The organism is Caulobacter zeae (assembly GCF_002858925.1).
GTDB lineage: Bacteria > Pseudomonadota > Alphaproteobacteria > Caulobacterales > Caulobacteraceae > Caulobacter > Caulobacter zeae.
This window is the reverse complement of record NZ_PJRS01000034.1, coordinates 30,164-49,419: the sequence shown is the minus strand read 5'-3', so window position 1 is coordinate 49,419 and position 19,256 is coordinate 30,164. Positions and strand designations below refer to the sequence as shown.

At 68.6% G+C, this 19,256-nt stretch carries 16 protein-coding genes; 14 read left to right on the top strand and 2 right to left on the bottom strand.

The window, feature by feature from the left end; translation table 11 throughout:
* Nucleotides 1-26 precede the first annotated feature (26 nt).
* The gene (locus SGCZBJ_RS16640) at nucleotides 27-3,086 is read left to right on the top strand and encodes a TonB-dependent receptor (protein ID WP_101719109.1); all 3,060 of its coding nucleotides are present in this window, start codon (nucleotides 27-29) and stop codon (nucleotides 3,084-3,086) included.
* 89 nt (nucleotides 3,087-3,175) lie between these two features.
* Nucleotides 3,176-4,276 carry a pectinesterase family protein gene (locus tag SGCZBJ_RS16635; RefSeq protein ID WP_101719108.1) on the top strand — a complete coding sequence of 367 codons (1,101 nt, stop codon included), beginning with the start codon at nucleotides 3,176-3,178 and terminating at the stop codon, nucleotides 4,274-4,276.
* A 4-nt stretch (nucleotides 4,277-4,280) separates the two neighbouring features.
* Here SGCZBJ_RS16635 and SGCZBJ_RS16630 read toward each other — a convergent pair whose 3' ends face one another.
* Nucleotides 4,281-5,705: a helix-turn-helix domain-containing protein gene (locus SGCZBJ_RS16630; RefSeq protein ID WP_101719107.1), complete on the bottom strand. Its 1,425-nt coding sequence runs from the start codon at nucleotides 5,703-5,705 to the stop codon at nucleotides 4,281-4,283.
* 159 nt (nucleotides 5,706-5,864) lie between these two features.
* Here SGCZBJ_RS16630 and SGCZBJ_RS16625 point away from each other — a divergent pair, with 159 nt between their 5' ends.
* The 5 genes from SGCZBJ_RS16625 to SGCZBJ_RS16605 all read left to right on the top strand — a co-directional run bounded on the left by SGCZBJ_RS16625 (nucleotide 5,865) and on the right by SGCZBJ_RS16605 (nucleotide 13,957).
* Nucleotides 5,865-7,478, top strand: a complete 1,614-nt coding sequence (locus SGCZBJ_RS16625) for an isocitrate lyase (protein ID WP_101719106.1) — start codon at nucleotides 5,865-5,867, stop codon at nucleotides 7,476-7,478.
* 67 nt (nucleotides 7,479-7,545) lie between these two features.
* Nucleotides 7,546-7,782, top strand: coding sequence for a hypothetical protein (locus SGCZBJ_RS16620; RefSeq protein ID WP_420808168.1), 237 nt, complete (start codon nucleotides 7,546-7,548; stop codon nucleotides 7,780-7,782).
* A 246-nt stretch (nucleotides 7,783-8,028) separates the two neighbouring features.
* Nucleotides 8,029-9,609: a malate synthase A gene (gene aceB / locus SGCZBJ_RS16615; RefSeq protein ID WP_101719105.1), complete on the top strand. Its 1,581-nt coding sequence runs from the start codon at nucleotides 8,029-8,031 to the stop codon at nucleotides 9,607-9,609.
* Nucleotides 9,610-9,751: 142 nt separating this feature from the next.
* Nucleotides 9,752-12,076 (top strand): acyl-CoA dehydrogenase, encoded by a 2,325-nt coding sequence (locus SGCZBJ_RS16610; protein WP_101719104.1) that lies wholly within the window; start codon nucleotides 9,752-9,754, stop codon nucleotides 12,074-12,076.
* Between the two features lie 36 nt (nucleotides 12,077-12,112).
* Nucleotides 12,113-13,957 (top strand): acetyl-CoA hydrolase/transferase C-terminal domain-containing protein, encoded by a 1,845-nt coding sequence (locus SGCZBJ_RS16605; RefSeq protein WP_205685403.1) that lies wholly within the window; start codon nucleotides 12,113-12,115, stop codon nucleotides 13,955-13,957.
* Between the two features lie 4 nt (nucleotides 13,958-13,961).
* Here the strand turns inward: SGCZBJ_RS16605 and SGCZBJ_RS16600 are convergent, their stop codons facing one another.
* On the bottom strand, nucleotides 13,962-14,543 hold the full coding sequence (locus tag SGCZBJ_RS16600) for a helix-turn-helix transcriptional regulator (RefSeq protein WP_101719103.1): 582 nt from the start codon (nucleotides 14,541-14,543) through the stop codon (nucleotides 13,962-13,964).
* 337 nt (nucleotides 14,544-14,880) lie between these two features.
* On the opposite strand from SGCZBJ_RS16600, the gene SGCZBJ_RS16595 reads away from it, so the two are divergent.
* The 7 genes from SGCZBJ_RS16595 to SGCZBJ_RS16565 all read left to right on the top strand — a co-directional run bounded on the left by SGCZBJ_RS16595 (nucleotide 14,881) and on the right by SGCZBJ_RS16565 (nucleotide 19,220).
* Nucleotides 14,881-15,552, top strand: coding sequence for a hypothetical protein (locus tag SGCZBJ_RS16595; protein ID WP_133149277.1), 672 nt, complete (start codon nucleotides 14,881-14,883; stop codon nucleotides 15,550-15,552).
* 117 nt (nucleotides 15,553-15,669) lie between these two features.
* Complete coding sequence (locus SGCZBJ_RS16590) at nucleotides 15,670-16,257, top strand: hypothetical protein (RefSeq protein WP_101719101.1); 588 nt, start codon at nucleotides 15,670-15,672, stop codon at nucleotides 16,255-16,257.
* 25 nt (nucleotides 16,258-16,282) lie between these two features.
* On the top strand, nucleotides 16,283-16,846 hold the full coding sequence (locus SGCZBJ_RS16585) for a hypothetical protein (RefSeq protein WP_101719100.1): 564 nt from the start codon (nucleotides 16,283-16,285) through the stop codon (nucleotides 16,844-16,846).
* Nucleotides 16,847-16,862: 16 nt separating this feature from the next.
* Complete coding sequence (locus SGCZBJ_RS16580) at nucleotides 16,863-17,450, top strand: hypothetical protein (RefSeq protein WP_101719099.1); 588 nt, start codon at nucleotides 16,863-16,865, stop codon at nucleotides 17,448-17,450.
* A gap of 3 nt (nucleotides 17,451-17,453) precedes the next feature.
* Nucleotides 17,454-18,020 carry a hypothetical protein gene (locus SGCZBJ_RS16575; protein WP_101719098.1) on the top strand — a complete coding sequence of 189 codons (567 nt, stop codon included), beginning with the start codon at nucleotides 17,454-17,456 and terminating at the stop codon, nucleotides 18,018-18,020.
* 13 nt (nucleotides 18,021-18,033) lie between these two features.
* The gene (locus SGCZBJ_RS16570; protein ID WP_101719097.1) at nucleotides 18,034-18,648 is read left to right on the top strand and encodes a hypothetical protein; all 615 of its coding nucleotides are present in this window, start codon (nucleotides 18,034-18,036) and stop codon (nucleotides 18,646-18,648) included.
* Complete coding sequence (locus SGCZBJ_RS16565; protein WP_101719096.1) at nucleotides 18,645-19,220, top strand: hypothetical protein; 576 nt, start codon at nucleotides 18,645-18,647, stop codon at nucleotides 19,218-19,220. The genes SGCZBJ_RS16570 and SGCZBJ_RS16565 overlap by 4 nt, the downstream gene beginning before the upstream one ends.
* The last annotated feature ends 36 nt before the right edge of the window (nucleotides 19,221-19,256 follow it).

Sequence of the window (19,256 nt, the reverse complement as noted above, 5' to 3'; positions counted from 1 at the left end):
GAAACAAACAATAGGGAGGGCGCGGAATGGGTTATCCGCGAGACGTCTACGGTAAATCGGCCCTGATGCTGGCGGCGGGCGCCGCCGCGGTGCTGGCGAGCAGCCAGGCCCAGGCCCAGACGCGCAAGTTCGATGTACCGGCCCAGGCCGCGGCCACCGGCATTCCCCAGTTCGGCAAGCAGGCCGATTTGCAGATCCTGGCCCCGCAGGCGGCCGTCCAGGGCAAGCGGGTCAACGCCGTGCGCGGGACCTACTCCGTCACCGAAGGTCTTTCGCGCCTGCTCGACGGCGCAAACCTGACCGTGGTCTCCAACGACGGCCGCACCGCGGTGCTGGGCCAGAAGGGCTCGGTGCAACTGGCTTCGACCGCGCCGGTCGCCATCCCGCAGCAGTCCGATCCAGTCGGGGACGCCATCGAGGAACCGGCGGCCGTCGAGGAGGTGATCGTCACCGGCTTCCGCGCCAGCCTGGGCAGCGCCCTGAACATCAAGAAGCGCACCAGCGGCGTCGTCGACGTCATCAAGGCCGAGGATATCGCCGACTTCCCGGACGCCAACCTCGCCGAGTCCATCCAGCGCGTGCCGGGCGTGTCGATCGCCCGCGACGCCGGCGAAGGCCGCCAGATCACCGTCCGGGGCCTGGGGCCGCAGTTCACCCGCGTGCGCATCAACGGTGTCGAGGGCCAGAGCACGGCCAGCGGCACCGACAGTTCGGGCGGCGCCAACCGCAACCGCTCGTTCGACTTCAACGTCTTCGCCTCGGAGCTCTTCAACAGCATCACCGTGCGCAAGACCGCCTCGGCCTCGACCGAGGAGGGCTCGCTCGGCGCCACCGTCGACCTGCAGACGGGGCGGCCGTTCGACTACAAGGGCGCGACCCTCGTGGTCTCGGCCCAGCAGGGCTACAACGACCTGTCGGAAAGCTGGGACCCGCGCTTTGCGCTGCTGGCGTCCAACACCTGGGCCGACGGCAAGCTCGGCGCCCTCGTGTCGGTGGCCTACACCGAGCGCAACCTGCTCGAGGAGGGGCACGGCTCCGGCGGCTGGCTGAACGGCACGGAGGTTGGCGGCTTCAGCCCGGCCTCGACCTTCACCCAGGCCAGCTCGGCCAGCGTGTTCACCCCGCGCTTCCCGCGCTACGGCCGCCTGACCCACGACCAGAAGCGTCTCGGCGTCACCACCTCGTTGCAGTTCCGGCCCGACGAGAAGACCCTGGTCACGGCCGATTTCCTCTATTCGGACTTCAAGGCCACCCGCACCGAGAACTGGCTGGAAGCCCTGTCCTTCGCCCGCAACGCCGCCCAGGGCGGCCGCCCGGAGATCATCGTCCGCGACGGCGTCGTGAACGCCAAGGGCGACATGGTCTACGGCCTGTTCGACGACGTCGACGTCGAGAGCGAGACCCGTTTCGACAAGCTCGACACCAAGTACACCCAAGGCACCTTCACGGTCGAACACCGCTTCTCAGACCGCTTCAAGGTGACGGGCCTGGTCGGCTTCTCGAAGTCGGATTTCGACAATCCGATCCAGACGACGGTGATCCTCAACCGCGAGAACGCCGACGGCTTCTCGTACGACTATCGAAACAACGCCAAGCTGCCGGCGATGAACTTCGGCTTCGATGTCACCGACCCGCTGGCCTACAATTTCGGCGCGGCGCGCTCGGAGATCCGCCTGCGGCCGCAGGGCGTGACCAACACCATCCAGACCGCCCAGCTCGACGGCGACTATGAGTTGAACGACACCTTCCGCCTGAAGGCCGGGGTGAACCTCAAGAAGTACGAGTTCGACTCCTGGGCCCTGGCGCGGGTCAACGAGTCGGTGGTGCCGACCCTGCCGGCCGGCGTCACCCTGGCCAGCCTGACCAACCTTGTCAGCGGCTTTGGCAAGAACCTCGGCGGTTCGGGCTATCCCTCCAGCTGGGCCGCGCCGGATCTGAACGCGTTCGCCAAGCTGTTCGACATCTATAGCGGCACGGGCCTGTTCGAGCTGTCGGGCGCCAGCAACTCGGCCGCCCGCGGCAACATCCGCAGCGTCGAGGAAAAGGACACCGCCGCCTACGTGCAGCTGGACTTCAACTCCGACCGCTTCGCCTGGCCTATCCGCGGCGACGTCGGCGTGCGCTACGTCAAGACCGAGCAGAGCTCGACCGGCTACCAGCTGGTGTCGGGCGCGGCCCAGCAGGCCACGGTCGATCGCGACTATGAAGACGTGCTGCCGGCCCTGAACCTGACCGCCGAGGTCACCCCCGACCTCCTGCTGCGTTTCGGCGCGGCCAAGGTGATGACCCGTCCCAACCTGGGCAGCCTGACGCCGGGCGGCAGCCTCAGCGTCGTGGGCGTGTTCAGCGTCAGCTCGGGCAACCCGTATCTGGATCCGATCCGGGCCACGACCTACGACCTGTCGGCCGAATGGTACTTCGCCAAGGACGCCCTGCTGTCGGTCGGCCTGTTCTACAAGGACATCGACAGCTACATCCAGACGCAGCGTATCTCGCAAACCTTCGCCGCGTCGGGCCTGCCGACCAGCCTGCTCGACGGCCTGGCCGGCGTGTCGGCCAACGACACCTTCCTGTTCAGCAAGCCGGTCAACACCGAGGGCGGTCCGCTGAAGGGCGTCGAGATCAGCTACCAGCAGCCGTTCAGCTTCCTGCCGGGCCCGCTGCGCCACACCGGTGCGATCTTCAACCTCACGATCGTCGACTCCAAGATCGACTACATCTCGTCGCGCTCGGCCACGGGTTTCGTGCAGAACGACCTGGTGGGCCTGTCGAAGAACGCCTTCAACGCCACCCTCTACTACGAGGACAGCAAGTTCAGCGCCCGCGTCTCCGGCGCCTATCGCGACAAGTACCTGACCGCCGTTCCCAGCGGCGCCTCGACCAACGATATCGACGGGGTGCGCGACACCTTCACTGTCGACGCCTCGGCCTCGTACCAGATCAACAAGCGTCTCAAGATCACCTTCGAGGGGCTGAACCTGACTGACGCCTTCAACGAGCAGTACACCGACAGCGTGCGCGACAGCATCTACGTCTATTCGCACACCGGCCGGCAATACAACTTCGGCCTGAGGTACTCCTTCTAGGCTACAGCGAACCTTCCTCCTCCCAGGGGAATGTTGGGCGTCGGCCGTCCCTCCCGGCCGGCGCCCGTTCTTTTTCTTTCGAGGCTTCGATGACTATGGTTTCGCGACGGGCCGTGGCGGCCGGGCTCCTGCTGCTTCCTGGCGTCGCCTCGGCCGCGCCGCGCTATGACGCCGTGCTCAAGCGCCCGGATGATCCGCGCCGGTTCTCGGCTCCGACCTATGAGCGTCTCTCGGTCGCCGTGGCCGCGGCGCCGGCGAACGGGACGCGGCCGTTCCGCATCCTGGTGACCGAGGGCGCGTTCGACGAGCAGGTCGTCATCGACAAGCCGTTCGTGCATCTGGTGGGCGAGAGCCGCACAGGCTCGATCATCACCCACCTGGCCGCCTCGGGCCTGACCGCGCCCGACGGCAAGCGCTGGGGCACGTTCCGTACGCCGACCCTGTTCGTCCGCGCGCCGGACTTCGCCGCCCGCAACCTGACCATCCGCAACGCCTTCGACGGCCTGGGCGAGATGACCAAGCCCGGCGGCCTGCACTCGCACGACGGCGGCGGTCCTCAGGCCGTGGCCCTGATGCTCGACAAGGGCAGCGACCGCGCGAGGTTCACGCAGGTCGACATCCTCAGCTACCAGGACACCCTGTTCCCCGACGCAGGCCGCAGCCTGTTCGAACGCTGCCTGATCGCCGGCAGCTACGACTTCATCTTCGGGGCGGGCAGGGCGTTCTTCAGGGAGTGCGAGATCCGCTCGCTGCCGCGGCCGGTAGATCCGGTCGACGGCTATGTCGTCGCGCCCAGCACGCCGATCGACCAGCCGTTCGGCTTTGTCTTCAAGGATTGCCGGCTGACCAAGGCCGTCGGCACGGCCAGGCGTTCGGTCTATCTGGGGCGGCCCTGGCGGCCGTCGAGCCAGTTCCCCGACGGGCGCTACGGCGATCCGAAATTCATCGGAGCCAGCGCCTTCATCGACTGCTGGATGGACGACCACGTCGCGCCCGATGGGTGGACGCAGATGTGGTACACCGGCAAGGACGGCAATCCGCGCACCATGTTGCAGCCCGAGGACGCGCGTTTCTCGCAGCACGGCTCCAAAGGCCCCGGCGCGGCCGCCTTCCGTCGTGGACGGGCGCTGAGCGCCGCCGAGGCCAGGGCGATGAGCGTCGACGCCGTGCTGGCCGGCTGGCGCGTCTGAGGCCTCAGCGCGCGAACGGGAAGGGGGTCACCGACTTGCTGGCCTCCTCCACCAGCAGGGTGCGGTTGATCGGGGCGGCGGCGCGCTGGGGGCAGGCGGGCCGTTCGCAGATCCGGCATGACGGACCGATCTCCACCGCCAGCGGCGAAGCGATGTCGAGCCCACGCGAGGCCGCCAGCTTGCTGGCGAACTTCAGCTCGCAGCCCAGGCCGATGACCAGTTCGTCCTCCAGCCCCGCCTGCAAGCCCGAGGTCCGCCGCACGGTGCGCGACAGGGTGAAGTAGCGTTCGCTGTCGGGGGTCTCGATCACCTGGGTGACGATCCGGCCGGGGGTCTTGAAGCTGTCGTGGACGTTCCAGCGAGGGCAGGCCCCGCCGAAGCGCGAGAACGGGAACGGGCCGGCGGCGAAGCGCTTGGAGATGTTCCCCGCCGCGTCCAGTCGCATCATGAAGAACGGGATCCCGCGCGCACCTGGCCGGCTGAGCGTCGTCAGGCGCTGGGCGGCCTGTTCGTAGCTGACGCCGAAGCGCGGCCTTACACGCTCGATGTCGTAGCCGCTGGCCTCCATGGCCGCGTGGAACGGCTCGTAGGGCATCATGATCGCCGCGGCGAGGTAGTTGTCGAGAAACACCTTCAGCAGTTGCCGGGTGGCGCGGTCGGGCGCCGAGAAGCGGTCGGCCAGGCGGGTGAGGGCTTCGGGCGCCTCCATCAGGCCCAACTGGTAGCACATGGCGAAGATGCGGCTGGCCGGGGCCAGGGTCTCCGACACCATCAGGCGTTTGCGGTGGTGGTCGTAGCGGCGCAGCGAGCCGGCCATGACTTCCGTCGGCATGACCCGCGTCTGGATGCCGTGACGGGCGACCAGGCGTTCGCGCACGGCGGGGCCCAGGTCCTGAAGGTCGGCGTCAAGGGCCGCGACGATGGCCTCGGCCGCCGTCTCCAACTCGGCGAAGTGGTTGCGCTGCGAGCCGACCAGGTCGCGCACCCAGTCGGTCGGCGACTGCGACGACGAGGAGGGCAGGCCGTCCGGGCGCTCGAAGGCGCCCATGTCGATCATCCGGCCGCGATCGAGATAGGCGCGGTAGAGGCGGGCCATGGCTTCGGCGAGGCCTGGCGACAGCTCGGCCACCTCGGCGACCTCGTGCCGTCCAATACCCAGGTCGGCGAACATCTTGTCGGTCAGCACCTCTTCCAGACCCGCACCGCCGCCGGGATCGTCGGCCGACAGGGTGCGCAGATCCAGGTCGTAGGCCTCAGCCAGCCGCAGCAGCATCTGGGCCGTCACCGGCCGCTGGTTCCGTTCGAGCAGGTTCAAGTAGCTGGGCGACACGCCCAGTTCGTCGGCCATGCGGCTCTGGGTGACGCCCAGGTCGCGGCGGAGGCGCTTCAGGCGCCCGCCCAGGAACAGCTTTTTGTCGGTCGTGACCATGTCTGTCACGTTGTCACGATTTTACAAAATACACAAAGTTGATTTGTGACAAATCGTCTTCAATAGGTTCGACCGCCTTGCCGCATCGGCGTTAGCTCCCTGTCACAGCTTACAGCCCGCCTCCCAACAAGCGGGCCCCGATGGGGAAGAACGACGACCATGCGCAAGACCTACGCCGAGCACCGCCAGGACCTTATCGCCCGCTATCCGCAGGGCGTGACGCCCGGCGGCGTCGCCATCGACGACATCATCCAGCTGAAGCTGCAGAACACCTTCAACACCCACCTGGACATCGCTCGCGAGATGGCCGTCGTCATGCGCGCCGACATGGCCGCCTATGATGCCGATAGCAGCAAGTTCACCCAGTCGCTGGGCTGCTGGTCGGGCTTCCACGCCCAGCAGATGATCAAGTCGGTCAAGCGCCTGCGCGGCACGACCAAGGGCGCCTATGTCTATCTGTCGGGCTGGATGGTCGCGGGCCTTCGCAACCGCTTCGGCCACCTGCCGGACCAGTCGATGCACGAGAAGACCTCGGTCGTCGACCTGATCGAAGAGATCTACGTCTCGCTGCGCCAGGCCGACGAAGTGGCGATCAACGACCTCTTCAAGGCGCTTAAGGCCGCCCGCGACGCCGGCGACCAGGTCGCCGAGCAGGCCGCGATCAAGGCCATCGACACCTTCGAGACCCACGTCGTTCCGATCATCGCCGACATCGACGCCGGCTTCGGCAACGAGCATGCGACCTACTTGCTGGCCAAGGAGATGATCAAGGCCGGCGCCTGCTGCCTGCAGATCGAGAACCAGGTCAGCGACGCCAAGCAGTGCGGCCACCAGGACGGCAAGGTCACCGTGCCGCGCGAGGACTTCATCGAGAAGCTGCGCGCCTGCCGCCTGGCCTTCGAGGAACTGGGCGTCGACGAGGGCGTCATCGTCGCCCGCACCGACAGCCTGGGCGCGGGCCTGACCCAGAAGGTCCCGGTCAGCCAGGGCGAGGGCGATCTGGCCGCCGAATACATCAAGTGGCTGAAGACCGAGGCCATCACGCCCGAGAATCCGCTGCGCGACGGCGAGATCGCGATCATGAAGGACGGCGCCTTCGTCAAGCCGGTGCGCATGGCCAACGGCCTGTTCGCCTTCCAGGATGGCACGGGCCGCGCCCGGGTCATCGAGGATTGCATCGCCAACCTGACGCAAGGCGGCGCCGACCTGCTCTGGATCGAGACCGACACGCCGAACGTCGACGAGATCGCCTCGATGGTGGCCGAGGTCCGCAAGGCCGTGCCGAACGCCAAGCTGACCTACAACAACTCGCCGTCGTTCAACTGGACCCTGAACCTGCGCAAGCAGGTCCGCGCCCAGTGGATCGCCGAGGGCAAGATCCACGAGGACTCCTATCCCGACGGCAATGTTCTGATGTCGGCCGAGTACGACGCCACCGATCTGGGCCGCGAGGCCGACGATCGCCTGGCCCGCTTCCAGGTCGACATCTCGGCCCGCGCCGGGGTGTTCCACAACCTGATCACCCTGCCGACCTTCCACCTGACCGCCAAGAGCGTCGACGAGCTGTCGCGCGGCTACTTCGGCGACCAGCGGATGCAGGCCTACGTCAACTCGGTGCAGCGCGAGGAGATCCGTCGCGGGGTCTCGGCCGTGAAGCACCAGCACGAGGTCGGCTCCGACCTCGGCGACACCTTCAAGGAGATGGTCGGCGGCGAGCGGGCCCTGAAGGCCGGCGGCCACGCCAACACCATGAACCAGTTCGCCGCCGAATAGCCCGGCGTTCGAAGAACACCACCCCCACCTCACCACCCACTGGCGAAAACCTACAGGAGAGAACGCCATGACCAACGTCACGCAATTCGCTCCGGCCGCGATGCCGGACTCGTCGGCCCAGGATCGCGCCGTGGACCGCCTCGCCGAGGCCTCGCACCGCCTCAACGAAGCCGTCCGCCGCGCCATCGAGGCCGGCTACTCGGTCGAGCTGGTGCGCACCTCGCGCCACCATGACGGCTCGGGCAACTGGGGCGACCAGATCGTCCCGACCATCCGCGCCAACGAAGCGCCCAAGAGCGCTTAAAGACGCTCGGCGCCCGCGGGCGAGGGGAGGCGCCTGCTTCCTCCTCTCGCCCGCCACACTGCAATCGTCATCCCGGAGGGCGCGCAAGCCCCATCCGGGACCCAGGGACCGCCGCGCGGCGTCGAGGCTTCTTCGCGGTGGCCGGCTCCGCGCGGCGGTCCCTGGGCTCCGGCTTCGACTTGGGTGCGCTGAGCGCATCCGATAAACCCTCTCCCAAGTCCGCGTCCCAACACCACGGAACACGCCATGCCTCTCGACATCGCCGCCAACGTCCAGATCCTCGGCCCCGTCGAGGGCCGCGCGGTAGAGATCCTCACGCCTGAGGCCGTGGCCTTCGTGGCCGACCTGCACCGCCGCTTCGACGGCCGCCGCCGCGAGCTGCTGGCGGCGCGCCAGGCGCGCCAGGCCCGCTTCGACGCCGGCGAGCTGCCTGACTTCCTGGCGGAAACCTCGCATGTCCGCGCCGCCGACTGGCGCGTCGCCCCCATTCCCGCCGACCTGCTCGACCGCCGTGTCGAAATCACCGGGCCGGTCGACCGCAAGATGATCATCAACGCCCTCAACTGCGGGGCGAAGGTGTTCATGGCCGACTTCGAGGACGCCACGGCCCCCACCTGGGCCAATGTCGTCGAAGGCCAGGTCAACCTGAAGGACCGCTGGAACGGCGTCTTGGACCACGTCGATCCGAAGTCCGGCAAAAGCTATGCGCTGGGAGCCAACCCGGCCGTCCTGAAGGTCCGCCCGCGTGGCTGGCACCTTCCGGAAAGCCACCTCGAAGTCGACGGCGCGCCTGTCGCCGGCGCGCTGTTCGACTTCGGCCTCTATGTCTTCCACAACGCCCGCGCGGCGATCGCGAAGGGCTCTGGCCCGTACTTCTACCTGCCCAAGCTGGAGAGCCGCCTGGAGGCGCGCCTCTGGAACGAGGTCTTCGTCCGCGCCCAGGAGGCCCTGGGCCTGCCCGTCGGCACGTTCAAGGCTACGGTCCTGATCGAGACCATCCCTGCCGCCTTCGAGATGGACGAGATCCTGTTTGAGCTGAAGGACCACATCGTCGGCCTCAACTGCGGCCGCTGGGACTACATCTTCTCGTTCATCAAGCGCCTGGGCCGCACGCCGGCTTTCCTGACGCCGGACCGTTCGGCCATGGTGATGGGCAAGGCCTTCCTGGGCGCCTATTCGCTGAAGCTGATCCAGACCTGCCACCGTCGCGGCGCCTTCGCCATGGGCGGCATGGCCGCCCAGATCCCGGTCAAGGGCGACGAGGCCGCCAATCAGGCCGCCTTCGCCAAGGTCCGCGCCGACAAGGAGCGCGAGGCCGGCGCTGGCCACGACGGCACCTGGGTGGCGCACCCGGATCTCGTGCCGGTGGCCATGGAGGTCTTCGACCGCCTGATGCCCGCGCCCAACCAGCTCGACAAGACGCTGGAGGGTCTGGAGATCACGCAAAGCCAGATGCTGGAGCTGCACGACGGGGCCCGCACCGAGGCCGGGGCCCGCGAGGCCGTCCGCGTCGGCGTGCGCTACACCCAGGCCTGGCTGGAAGGCCGGGGCGCGGTGCCGCTCTACAACCTGATGGAAGACGCCGCGACCGCCGAGATCTGCCGCACGCAGCTGTGGCAGTGGGTGCGCCTGGGCGCCGAGCTCGACGACGGCCGGGTGCTGACCTCGGAACTGTTCGTCAGCCTGTTCACCCAGGAGATGGCCGACCTGCGCCGCGAGTTCGGCTCGCCGCGCCTGGAGGAGGCCGCGCACCTCTTCACCCGCATGGTGCTGTCCGACACGCTGGAGGAGTTCCTGACCCTTCCGGCCTATGAGCTGATCGGCTGACACCGGCACGGCGGCGGCGCTCCATCCCCCCGGAGCGCCGCCGCTTGCGTCGCCTTACCGACACGAAGGCCCCGAAAAGCCGGAGCCATGCGAGCCCCGGCGCGTTCTGACGCTCGACCAGTAACAAGGCGGGCGTCTCGTCATGACCATCTCCTCCCTGCGCCGGGATCTTCTGACCCGACCGATCTTCCAGTGGGCCCAAGGCGTGCTGCCGGCCTTGTCCCAGACCGAGCGCGACGCCGTCGACGCCGGCGACGTCTGGTGGGATGCGGCGCTGTTCACCGGCGATCCGGACTGGAACGAACTGCTGTCGTTCCCCAAGCCTCAGCTGCGCCCCGACGAACAGGCCTTCATGGACGGCCCGGTCGAAAAGCTCTGCGCCATGGTCGACGAATGGACCATGACCTGGGAGACCCGCGACCTGCCGCCGGAGGTCTGGAGCTTCCTGAAGGAAAACAAGTTCTTCGGGATGATCATTCCCAAGCAGTACGGTGGCCTGGGCTTCTCGGCCTTTGGTCACGCCGAGGTCGTGCGCCGCATCGCCAGCCGCTCGGTCTCGGCGGCGGTGACGACGATGGTGCCAAACTCCCTGGGCCCGGGCGAGCTGATCATGCGCTTCGGGACCAAGGCCCAGCAGGACCACTGGCTGCCGCGCCTGGCCGACGGCCGCGAGATCCCGGCCTTCGGCCTGACCAGCCCGGAGGCCGGTTCCGACGCCTCGGCCATGGTCGACGAGGGCGTGGTCTGCCGTGGAACCTGGGAGGGGCGTGAGGTCCTGGGCATCCGCCTCAACTGGCACAAGCGCTACATCACCCTTGGCCCCGTCTGCACGGTGCTGGGCCTGGCCTTCAAGCTGCGCGACCCCGACCGCCTGCTGGGGCAGGACGAGGACATCGGCATCACCTGCGCGCTGGTGCCGACGACGACGCAGGGCGTCGAGATCGGCCGCCGCCACCTGCCGGCCTTCCAGACGTTCCAGAACGGCCCCAACTGGGGCAAGGACGTCTTCATCCCCATGGATCTCGTGATCGGCGGCGCCGAGCGGGTGGGGCAGGGGTGGAAGATGCTGATGACGGCCCTGGCGGCTGGGCGCGGGATCTCGCTGCCGGCCCTGTCCGGCGCGGCCGCCGCCTTCAGCGCCCTGACGACGGGCAGCTATGCTCGGGTTCGCCAGCAGTTCGGCATTTCGATCGGCAAGTTCGAGGGCGTGCAGGAGCGCCTGGCCCGCATCGCCGGCAACGCCTATCTCGTCGATGGCGCCCGCCGCCTGACCTGTGCGGGCCTTGACCTTGGCAAGCACCCGTCGGTGATCTCGGCGCTGCTGAAGTCCGGCGCGACCGAGCGCATGCGGGTGGTGGTCAACGACGCCATGGACGTCCACGGCGGCAAGGCGATCATCGAAGGGCCGCGCAACTACATGGGTGCGCAGTACCGGGCGATCCCGGTCGGCATCACCGTCGAAGGCGCGAATATCCTGACCCGCAGCCTGATGGTCTTCGGCCAGGGGGCGATCCGCGCGCACCCCTACATGCTCCGCGAGATCCTGGCCCTGGGCGAGGCCGATCCCGAGAAGGGCCTGGAGGACTTCGACGAGGCGTTCTGGAGCCACGTGGCCCACGCCCTGCGCAACGGCATCCGCACCTTCGCCCGCAGCTGGACCAATGGCGCCCTGTCGCCGGCCCCTGACGCTGGCCGCGCCAGGCGCTTCTATCGCCAGGCCGGCCGCTACAGCGCCGGCTTCGCCCTGGCCTCGGACATCGCTCTGCTGACGCTGGGCGGCGATCTCAAGCGCAAGGAGATGCTGTCGGCCCGCCTGGGCGACATTCTCTCCGAACTCTACTTCCTGTCGGGCGCGCTGAAGCGCTGGGAGGACGAGGGGCGCCAGGACGCCGACTTCCCGCTGCTGCAATGGTGCGCCGACACCGCCTTCGCCACGATCGAGCAGCGCTTCGACGAGGTGTTCGCCAACCTGCCCAACCGCCCGGCCGCCTGGCTGTTGCGGGCGGCGATCCTGCCGTTCGGGGTCCATCGCCGCGGGCCGTCGGACCGCACGACCCAGGCCTGCGCCGAACTGCTGCTGCATCCGTCCGACACCCGCGACCGCCTCGTGGAGAACGTCTATGTCGGCGGCAAGGACCAGGCTGTCGGCCAGCTGATCGACGCCTTCGAGCGCGTGGTGGCGACCCAGCCGATCCACGATCGCCTGAAGGCCCAGAAAATCCGCGACTGGAAGATCGCCGCCGAGCAGGGCCTGGTCTCCGCCGCCGAGATCGCCGAGTTGCAGGCCGCCGACAAGGCCGTGGCCGAGGTGATCGCCGTCGACGACTTCGCCCACGATGGCCTGGCCACGCGGGGGCAGGCGCGCGTCGATGCGGTCAGCGACAAGCGAGCCAGGGCCCAGGGCGACGGCGAGGTCCCCGAACGGCCCGGACAGGGGGAGACGCGCAGTTTCGAAGTCCGGATGTGACCTGGGCGAGCTTCAGCGCTTCAACCCGAAGGCGGTATGATCCAAGCTGACGCGATGACGCCGCGCTTCACCGATCCGGACGCGCTGGCCGATGCGATCGTCGATCGCGTCGGCCGCCGCATCGTTCTTGGCCTGCCGCTGGGACTGGGCAAGGCCAACCATGTGGTCAACGCCCTGGTGGCGCGGGCGCTGAGGGATCCTGGGGTCCGCCTGCACATCTTCACGGCCCTGACACTGGAGCCGCCGCGGCCGAAGTCCGACCTGGAGAAGCGGTTCCTGGGGCCGATCATCGAGCGCACGCTCGGCGGATATCCGCTGCTGGCCTATGCCGAGCTGCAGCGGCGCGACGCCCTGCCGTCCAATATCGAGGTCGACGAGTTCTTCTTCCAGGCCGGCACGCGCCTGAACGTCCCCAGCGCCCAGCGCAGCTACATTTCGGCCAACTACACCCACGCGGCCGGCTATCTGCGCGACCGGGGCGTCAATGTTGTCGCGCAGTTGGTGGCGGGAAGGGGCGACCGCTTCAGCCTGTCCTGCAACACCGACATCACCCTGGACCTGCTGGCGGCGCGCAAGGCGGGCGAGGCCGACTTCCTGCTGGTGGGCCAGGTCAATGACGAGCTGCCGTTCATGCCCGGCGACGGCGACCTGCCGGCCGAGATGTTCAGTCAATTGCTGGACGGGCCGGGCGTGCAGTTTCCGCTGTTCGCGCCGCCCAAGGAGCCGATCCCCGACGCCTCCTACGCGATCGGCTTCCACGCCGCCTCGCTGGTGCGCGACGGCGGTACGATCCAGATGGGCATCGGCGCGATCAGCGACGCGGTCGCCCAGGGCCTGATCGTCCGTCATCGTGAGCCCCAGGCGTTCGCCGAGACGGTGGCGCGCCTGTCGCCGACGGGCGCGGCGCCGTTGTGCGGCGGGCCCTTCGAGGCCGGGCTTTATGCGGCGACCGAGATGTTCGTCGACTGCCTGCTCGACCTGCGGCGGGCCGGCGTGCTCAAGCGCGAGGTCGACGGCGCGGTGCTGCACGGCGGCTTCTTCCTGGGGCCGCGCGCCTTCTATCGAGCCCTGCGCGAGATGCCGGAGGACGAGCGGGTCAGGTTCCAGATGCAGGCCATCTCGGGCATCAACGAGATCTATGGCGACGAGGCGGCTCGCCGCTCGGCCCGCGTCGACGCCCGGTTCGTCAACACCGCCATGATGGCGACGCTGCTGGGGTCGGTGATCTCGGATGGCCTCGACGACGGTCGTGTCGTCAGTGGAGTGGGCGGGCAATACAACTTCGTGGCGCAAGCCTTCGCGCTCGAAGGCGCGCGCTCGATCATCACCCTGCCGGCCGTGCGGGGCGGCGGCCGCAAAGCGGCTTCGAACATCCTGTGGTCCTACGCCCACGGCACGATCCCGCGCCACCTGAAGGACGTGCTGATCACCGAGTACGGCGTCGCCGACCTGCGGGGGCGGACCGATCGCGACACGGTCGTCCGCATGCTGAACGTCTCGGATTCCCGCTTTCAGCCGGAGTTGCTCGACGCCGCCAAGAGCGCCGGCAAGCTGGAGGCGGACTACGCGATCCCCGAGGCTTTCCGCCGCAATACGCCCGAGCGCATCGCCGAGGCGTTGAAGCCCGCCAAGGCGGCCGGGCTGGCGCCCTTGCTGCCTTTCGGTTCGGACTTCGACGAGGTGGAGGAGGGGCTGTTGCGGGTGCTGGGCCGCTTGAAGGCCGCCCAGGAGGATCCCCGCGCGCTGATGGCCTATGTCTTCAAGGGCATGAGCGCGCCTTCGCCGCAGGAGGGACTGCGCCGCCTGGGCCTTGATCGGCCCAGGACGCTGAGCGAGCGGCTGCTCGCCTGGGCCGTGCGCGGAGCCGCGGCGTCGGGCTAAGTGTTCAGGCGAAGATCTTGATCACCGTCGCCAGGATCTCTTCCTTCGAGCGCACGCCCATCTTGCCGTGGATGTGCTTGATGTGGGTGCGGACCGTCAGGACCGAGACGCCCTTGAGCTCCGCGATCCTATCCGCGCTGTGACCGGCGATGATCTCCGCCAGGATCCTGGCTTCCATGATGCTCAGGCCGAACAGGGCGCCCAGGCGGGGCAGGTGGGCCGGGGCGTCGAAATCCTTGAGCACGATCACCAGCGCCATCTGGTCGCCGTCATGCACGGCGCGCATGCGCAGCAGGAAGCGGCGATCTTGGTCTTCGCTGCCGATGAACTGGCAGACGTCATGGCCGGCCAGGGCCTCGGCCATCCGTTCCATCAGGAAGTGATGCGTGCGGCGGTCGACGCCGCCGATCTTGCCGCCCCGATCGACCAGCGGGCTGTGGCCCGCCAGAAGGACGGCCGCGGCGCGCGAGCGCCAGAGCACGGTGGCGGTCTGATCAATGACGATACGGGCAATCTGGTCTTCGTCGAGACAAAAGCGCACCGCGCTCGTGTCGAAGACTGCCACTGCGGCGTGCGAGCCGTCCATCTTTCCCTCCCTCGCCAGCCTTGGCTGGCGGTGGACCCAACTGCTTTGGCTGGGCCGACTTTGTTATGCAGTTAAAGCCAACTAGGGATAACTTATCCACAACCTGGGATTATTAGATGTTGCATAGCGTCGGTTTGTCGCATGATTTTTGCGAACGCTTATCACTGAGCTATGGCTATATACATTTGTATTACTAAGGGCAGTTTAGCCGTACGTATTTTATTCAAATTCTCCTGACGGGTGAAACTGTACTAGCTACCCAAGGTGGGGGATTTCAGGTCCCCGGTTCTCTGCAATCGTTCATTAAGAACTTGTTAAGAGAAACGGGGTCTGGGACATGGCTGGCAAGCAACTGACGCTTCCTCGCGCCGTGCGCACCCAGCGCAAGCCGTCCTATAGGGACTGGATACTTGGCGGGAGCTTGCTGGCGGGAATGATCCTCGCCGCCAGCGTGACGGAAAGCCGGGCGCAGGTTACGGCCTATGCCGGCGGTTCGCCCCCGAACATCGTCCTGTCCATTCCGGTTACGGCTTCCGTGGGCGGTCGTTGCGGCTTTGCGCCGGGCATGGCGCCCAGCGGCTCGACCAATGTCGGCGAGGTCAACAACGCCTTCACGGCGGACTTCCCCTTTACTTTGCAGTGCACGGTGCCGTTCCGCGCCGCGGTGGTCTCGAGCAATGGCGGCCTCCTGGCCTCCAGCGTCACGCCGGCCACCGGCTACACCAACCTGGCGCCCTATCTTGTCGACCTGAACCTGGTCGGCGACGCCGGGGTCGGGACGGCCAACGCCACCTGCGACACCGGCGACCTGAAGAGCACCTCGGGCGCGACCTGCGGCTTCAAGGGGCCGTCGAGCGCAAGCCAGGGCCTGCGCCTGAACGGCTCTTCCTACGACGTCTCCGGCTCGTACCTGCGGGTGCATCGCGCCGCCTATGCCGGCGCCCAGATCCTCGCGGCCGCCAACACCTATTCGGACTCGCTCACGGTGACGCTCAGCGTCTCGCCGTGACCCGCCTTCCGGGCCCGCTCCCCCGGCGGATCCGGCGTCCTTTGAAGGGGGAGGGGGTGCAAGCCCCGGAACAAGCAGAAGTCGGCCCCGCCGACGCAAGACTTTGGGAGTGAAGAGATGAAGAAGACGATCCTTCTCGGCGCCGCCGCCCTTCTGGGCCTGGCGATCGCCCCGGCGGCCATGGCCCAGACGGTCACCGGCACGGTCAATGTCACCGGCAGCGTCGCGGCCAAGTGCGTCGTCATCACCGGCGGCAGCGGCGGCACCTTCTCGGGCTCGATCCCGCTGGGCGAGCTGTCGCAGGCGGACGGCACCCTGTCGACCACCCTGTCGGGCTCGACCAACGCCAGCCCCGGCGGCTCCACCCAGTTCCGCGTGAACTGCAACACCGCCGCCCCGAAGGTGACGCTGAGCTCGACCCGCCTGTCGCTGACCCCCAGCGCCACCGCCCCGACCGGCTACACCGGCAACATCGACTATACCGCCGCGCTCGACGCCGCTCTCTCCAACAGCACGACCCAGACGGTCAGCTACGTGACCGCCGCCGCCCTGCCGGCCGCCACCGTGCAGAGCTTGTCGAGCAGCCTGGCCAACAGCGCCGGCAACCTGACGGTCAAGGCCTATGCCCTGAACACCGCCTCGGGCGCGCTGCTGATGGCCGGCAACTACCAAAGCACGATCTCGATCACCATCGAGCCCTCGTGAGCGGAAGAGAAAGGGAGGAAGCGCCATGCGTAGCACCTTTCTCCTGACCGTCGCCGCGGCGAGCCTCGCGCTCGCCGCCGCCTCGGGCCAGGCCCAGGCCCAGAGCGTGACCGGCACGGTCCAGGTCAACGGCACGGTGTCCAACCGCTGCCTGTTCGTGACCGACAACGTGGTCCTGGATCTGGGCGAACTGTCGCTTCAGACCGGCGACGTCTCGGCCATCGGCCGGCTCGACGGCGTCAAGCTGACCAGCCGGACGGCCACGCTCAACGGCTGGTGCAACGGGGTTTCGGCGACCATGGCCGTCGAGGCCCAGCCGATCTTCAACACCAGCTTCACCAGTACGGCCCCGACCGGCTTCGAGCGCCGCATCGACTACACCGCCACCGCCACGGCTTCGCCTTCGGGCGGTTCGGTGTCGGCGTCGGACAGCACGCTGGCCTCCGGCGGCGGCGCGGCCAGCGCCACGGGCATCTTCGCCAGCGACATCGTCGTCAGCTTCGCCGATGCGGCCACGCCCGCCGGCGGGCGACTGGTCTCCGGGTCCTATTCGGGCTCGGTCGCCGTGACGCTGGCTCCGGCCACTTGAGGGGAGAAAGGTCGTCATGATCCTGCACCGAACCTGCCTTGTCGGACTCGCGGCGACCGCTCTTCTCGCCCCGCTGGCCGGGGCGACCGGCGCCTGGGCCCAGGACCCCGTCAGGGGAACCGTCGGCCTCGACGCCCAGGTCGCCCAGGTCTGCGTGCTGGGCGCGCCGAGCCCTGGCGCCCTGGCGCTGGGCCAGATCTCGGAGAGTTCGGGCGCCCGGGTGGGCCGGCTGGCGACCATCGCCAACCAGTCCATCCAGTTGCCCGGCACCTTCTGCAACTACGCCGGCGCGGCCCTGGCCATCTCGGCCTCGCCCCTGGCGGTGACCGGGACCACGACCCAGGCCGGCTTTGTCGGCTCGGTGGACTACACCTGCACGATCAGCGCCTGGGGCGCGACGTCGGCCACGGTCCGCACCAGCGCCGGCAGCACGTCGGGCCAGGGGGCGCCCTCGACCAGCAGCGCGCCGAAGGAGACCGACCTGACCCTGGTGGTCTCGGACTTCGCCACCGCCAGCGACAGCCAGCTGCAGCCGGGCTCCTACCTGGCGCTCGTCACCATCACGCTCGGGCCCGACGCGGGCCTGGCCGCCTCGGGGAGCTGAACCATGCGGCGCGCTCTTCTTCTCATAGCCCTGGCGCCCCTGGCGGCGGCCGGCGCGGCGTCGGCCCAGACCTATGGGCCCTCCGACAGCGTCGGGCCGATCCAGATCACCGCCACGGTGCCCAACAACATCTGCACGATCGGCGACCTCAGCGACGGCGACAACCTGTTCGACGTCGGGGTGATGATCGACACCACCACGGGCCTCCTGCTGCCGAACCTGGCTGCGCCGCCCAAGGTGCTGACCGGCACGCAATGCAGCGCGCCCAGCCAGCTGAGCATCGCCGCCACCCAGATGACGGCCCAGGCCTTCCTGACGACGCCGCCCACGGGCTTCTCGCGCGCGGTCGACTACACGGCCACGGCCTCGGGCTGGACCCCGGTCGACGCGAGCTATTCGACCAGCGCGGCCGCCAACGCCGGCGCGTCCCAGACCCGCGACAGCGGCGGCTCGGGCCAGATCACCATCAGCCTGTCGAACTTCGCCACGTCCGGCGGACCCAGCCTGCGGCCGGTCGCCGACGACACCTACCAGGGGGCGATCGTCGTCACCCTGGCGGCGGCGAGCTGAGGGGGAGGGCGCAATGACCAGAGCCAACCGTTTCAAGGCCGCCGTCCTCGCCGGCGCCTCGGCCGTCACCCTGCTGCTGCTGGGCCAGATGGCCCGGGCGCAGGAGGACGACAACACCCGCGACTTCGTCGTGCGCGGACAGGTGCCCAAGGTCTGCACCATCGCCTCGCCGACCATCGGCGCGGGCCAGGTCGTCAACTTCCTCAGCCTGACCGGCGGCACGCTGCAGGTCGACCAGCTGACGGATCCGGTCACCCTGTCGACCCGCGCGGCCTCGGCCCAGGTGAACTTCGCGGCGGTGTGCAACTACGCCCACCAGATCGTGCTCGAGAGCCAAAACAACGGCCTGTGGCGCTCGGAGCTGGGCCTGACCCCGGCGCCGACCGGCTTCAGCGACGCGGTGCCCTACACCGCGACCCTGGCCTGGGGCCCGGTCAACAACCGTTTCGAAGCCGACGCCAGCGCCCGCCGCATCCGCGACAGCGCCCAGCTGGTCGACCAGCCCGTCGTCGGCGACGTGACCCTGCGACTGGATATCCAGCCCGGCGCCACGAACCTGCAGACCAATGCTCCGCTGGTGTCCGGGGTCTACCGCGACACCCTGCGGCTGACGGTGGAACCCCAATGAAGACCGTCCTTTTCCTTGCCGCCGCCGCGACGCTGGGCGTCGCCGCCGCCGCCAACGCCCAGACGCTCCCGACGGGAGACGAGGCCTCGAGCGAACTGCAACTGATCGGCCAGGCGCCCAGCGCCTGCGTGCTGTCGCCGCCCTCGGCGGCCGCCGGCGCCAACACCAGCTTCTCAACCCAGGGCGGCCAGGCCGGCGTGGTGCGCTTCACCCAGTTCGTCGATCCCCAGACGGCCCAGCCGCGGGACGCCTCGATCAGCCTGGCCTTCCCGGTGGTCTGCAACTCGGCCCACCGCCTGGTGATTCGCACCGACGGCGCGGGCATGAGCCGCGTCGGCGGCGCGGCGACCGCCCCGGGCTTCCGTGATCGCCTCGACTTCCAGCTGACGGCCGACTGGGCCGGAGCCAGCGCGTCGGGGACGAGCGCGACGACCACCCCGATCAACCTGGTCACCGCCAACGGCGCGGCCGGGCAGATGAACCTCGTCCTGGCCGTCACCGGCGGCGGGACGCCGATGGTCGCCGGCGACTACGCCGGAACCCTCGTCGTCGAGCTCGAGGCCCAGAACTGAAGCTGAACAGAACGAACTGAATCCATGAGGAGCGGA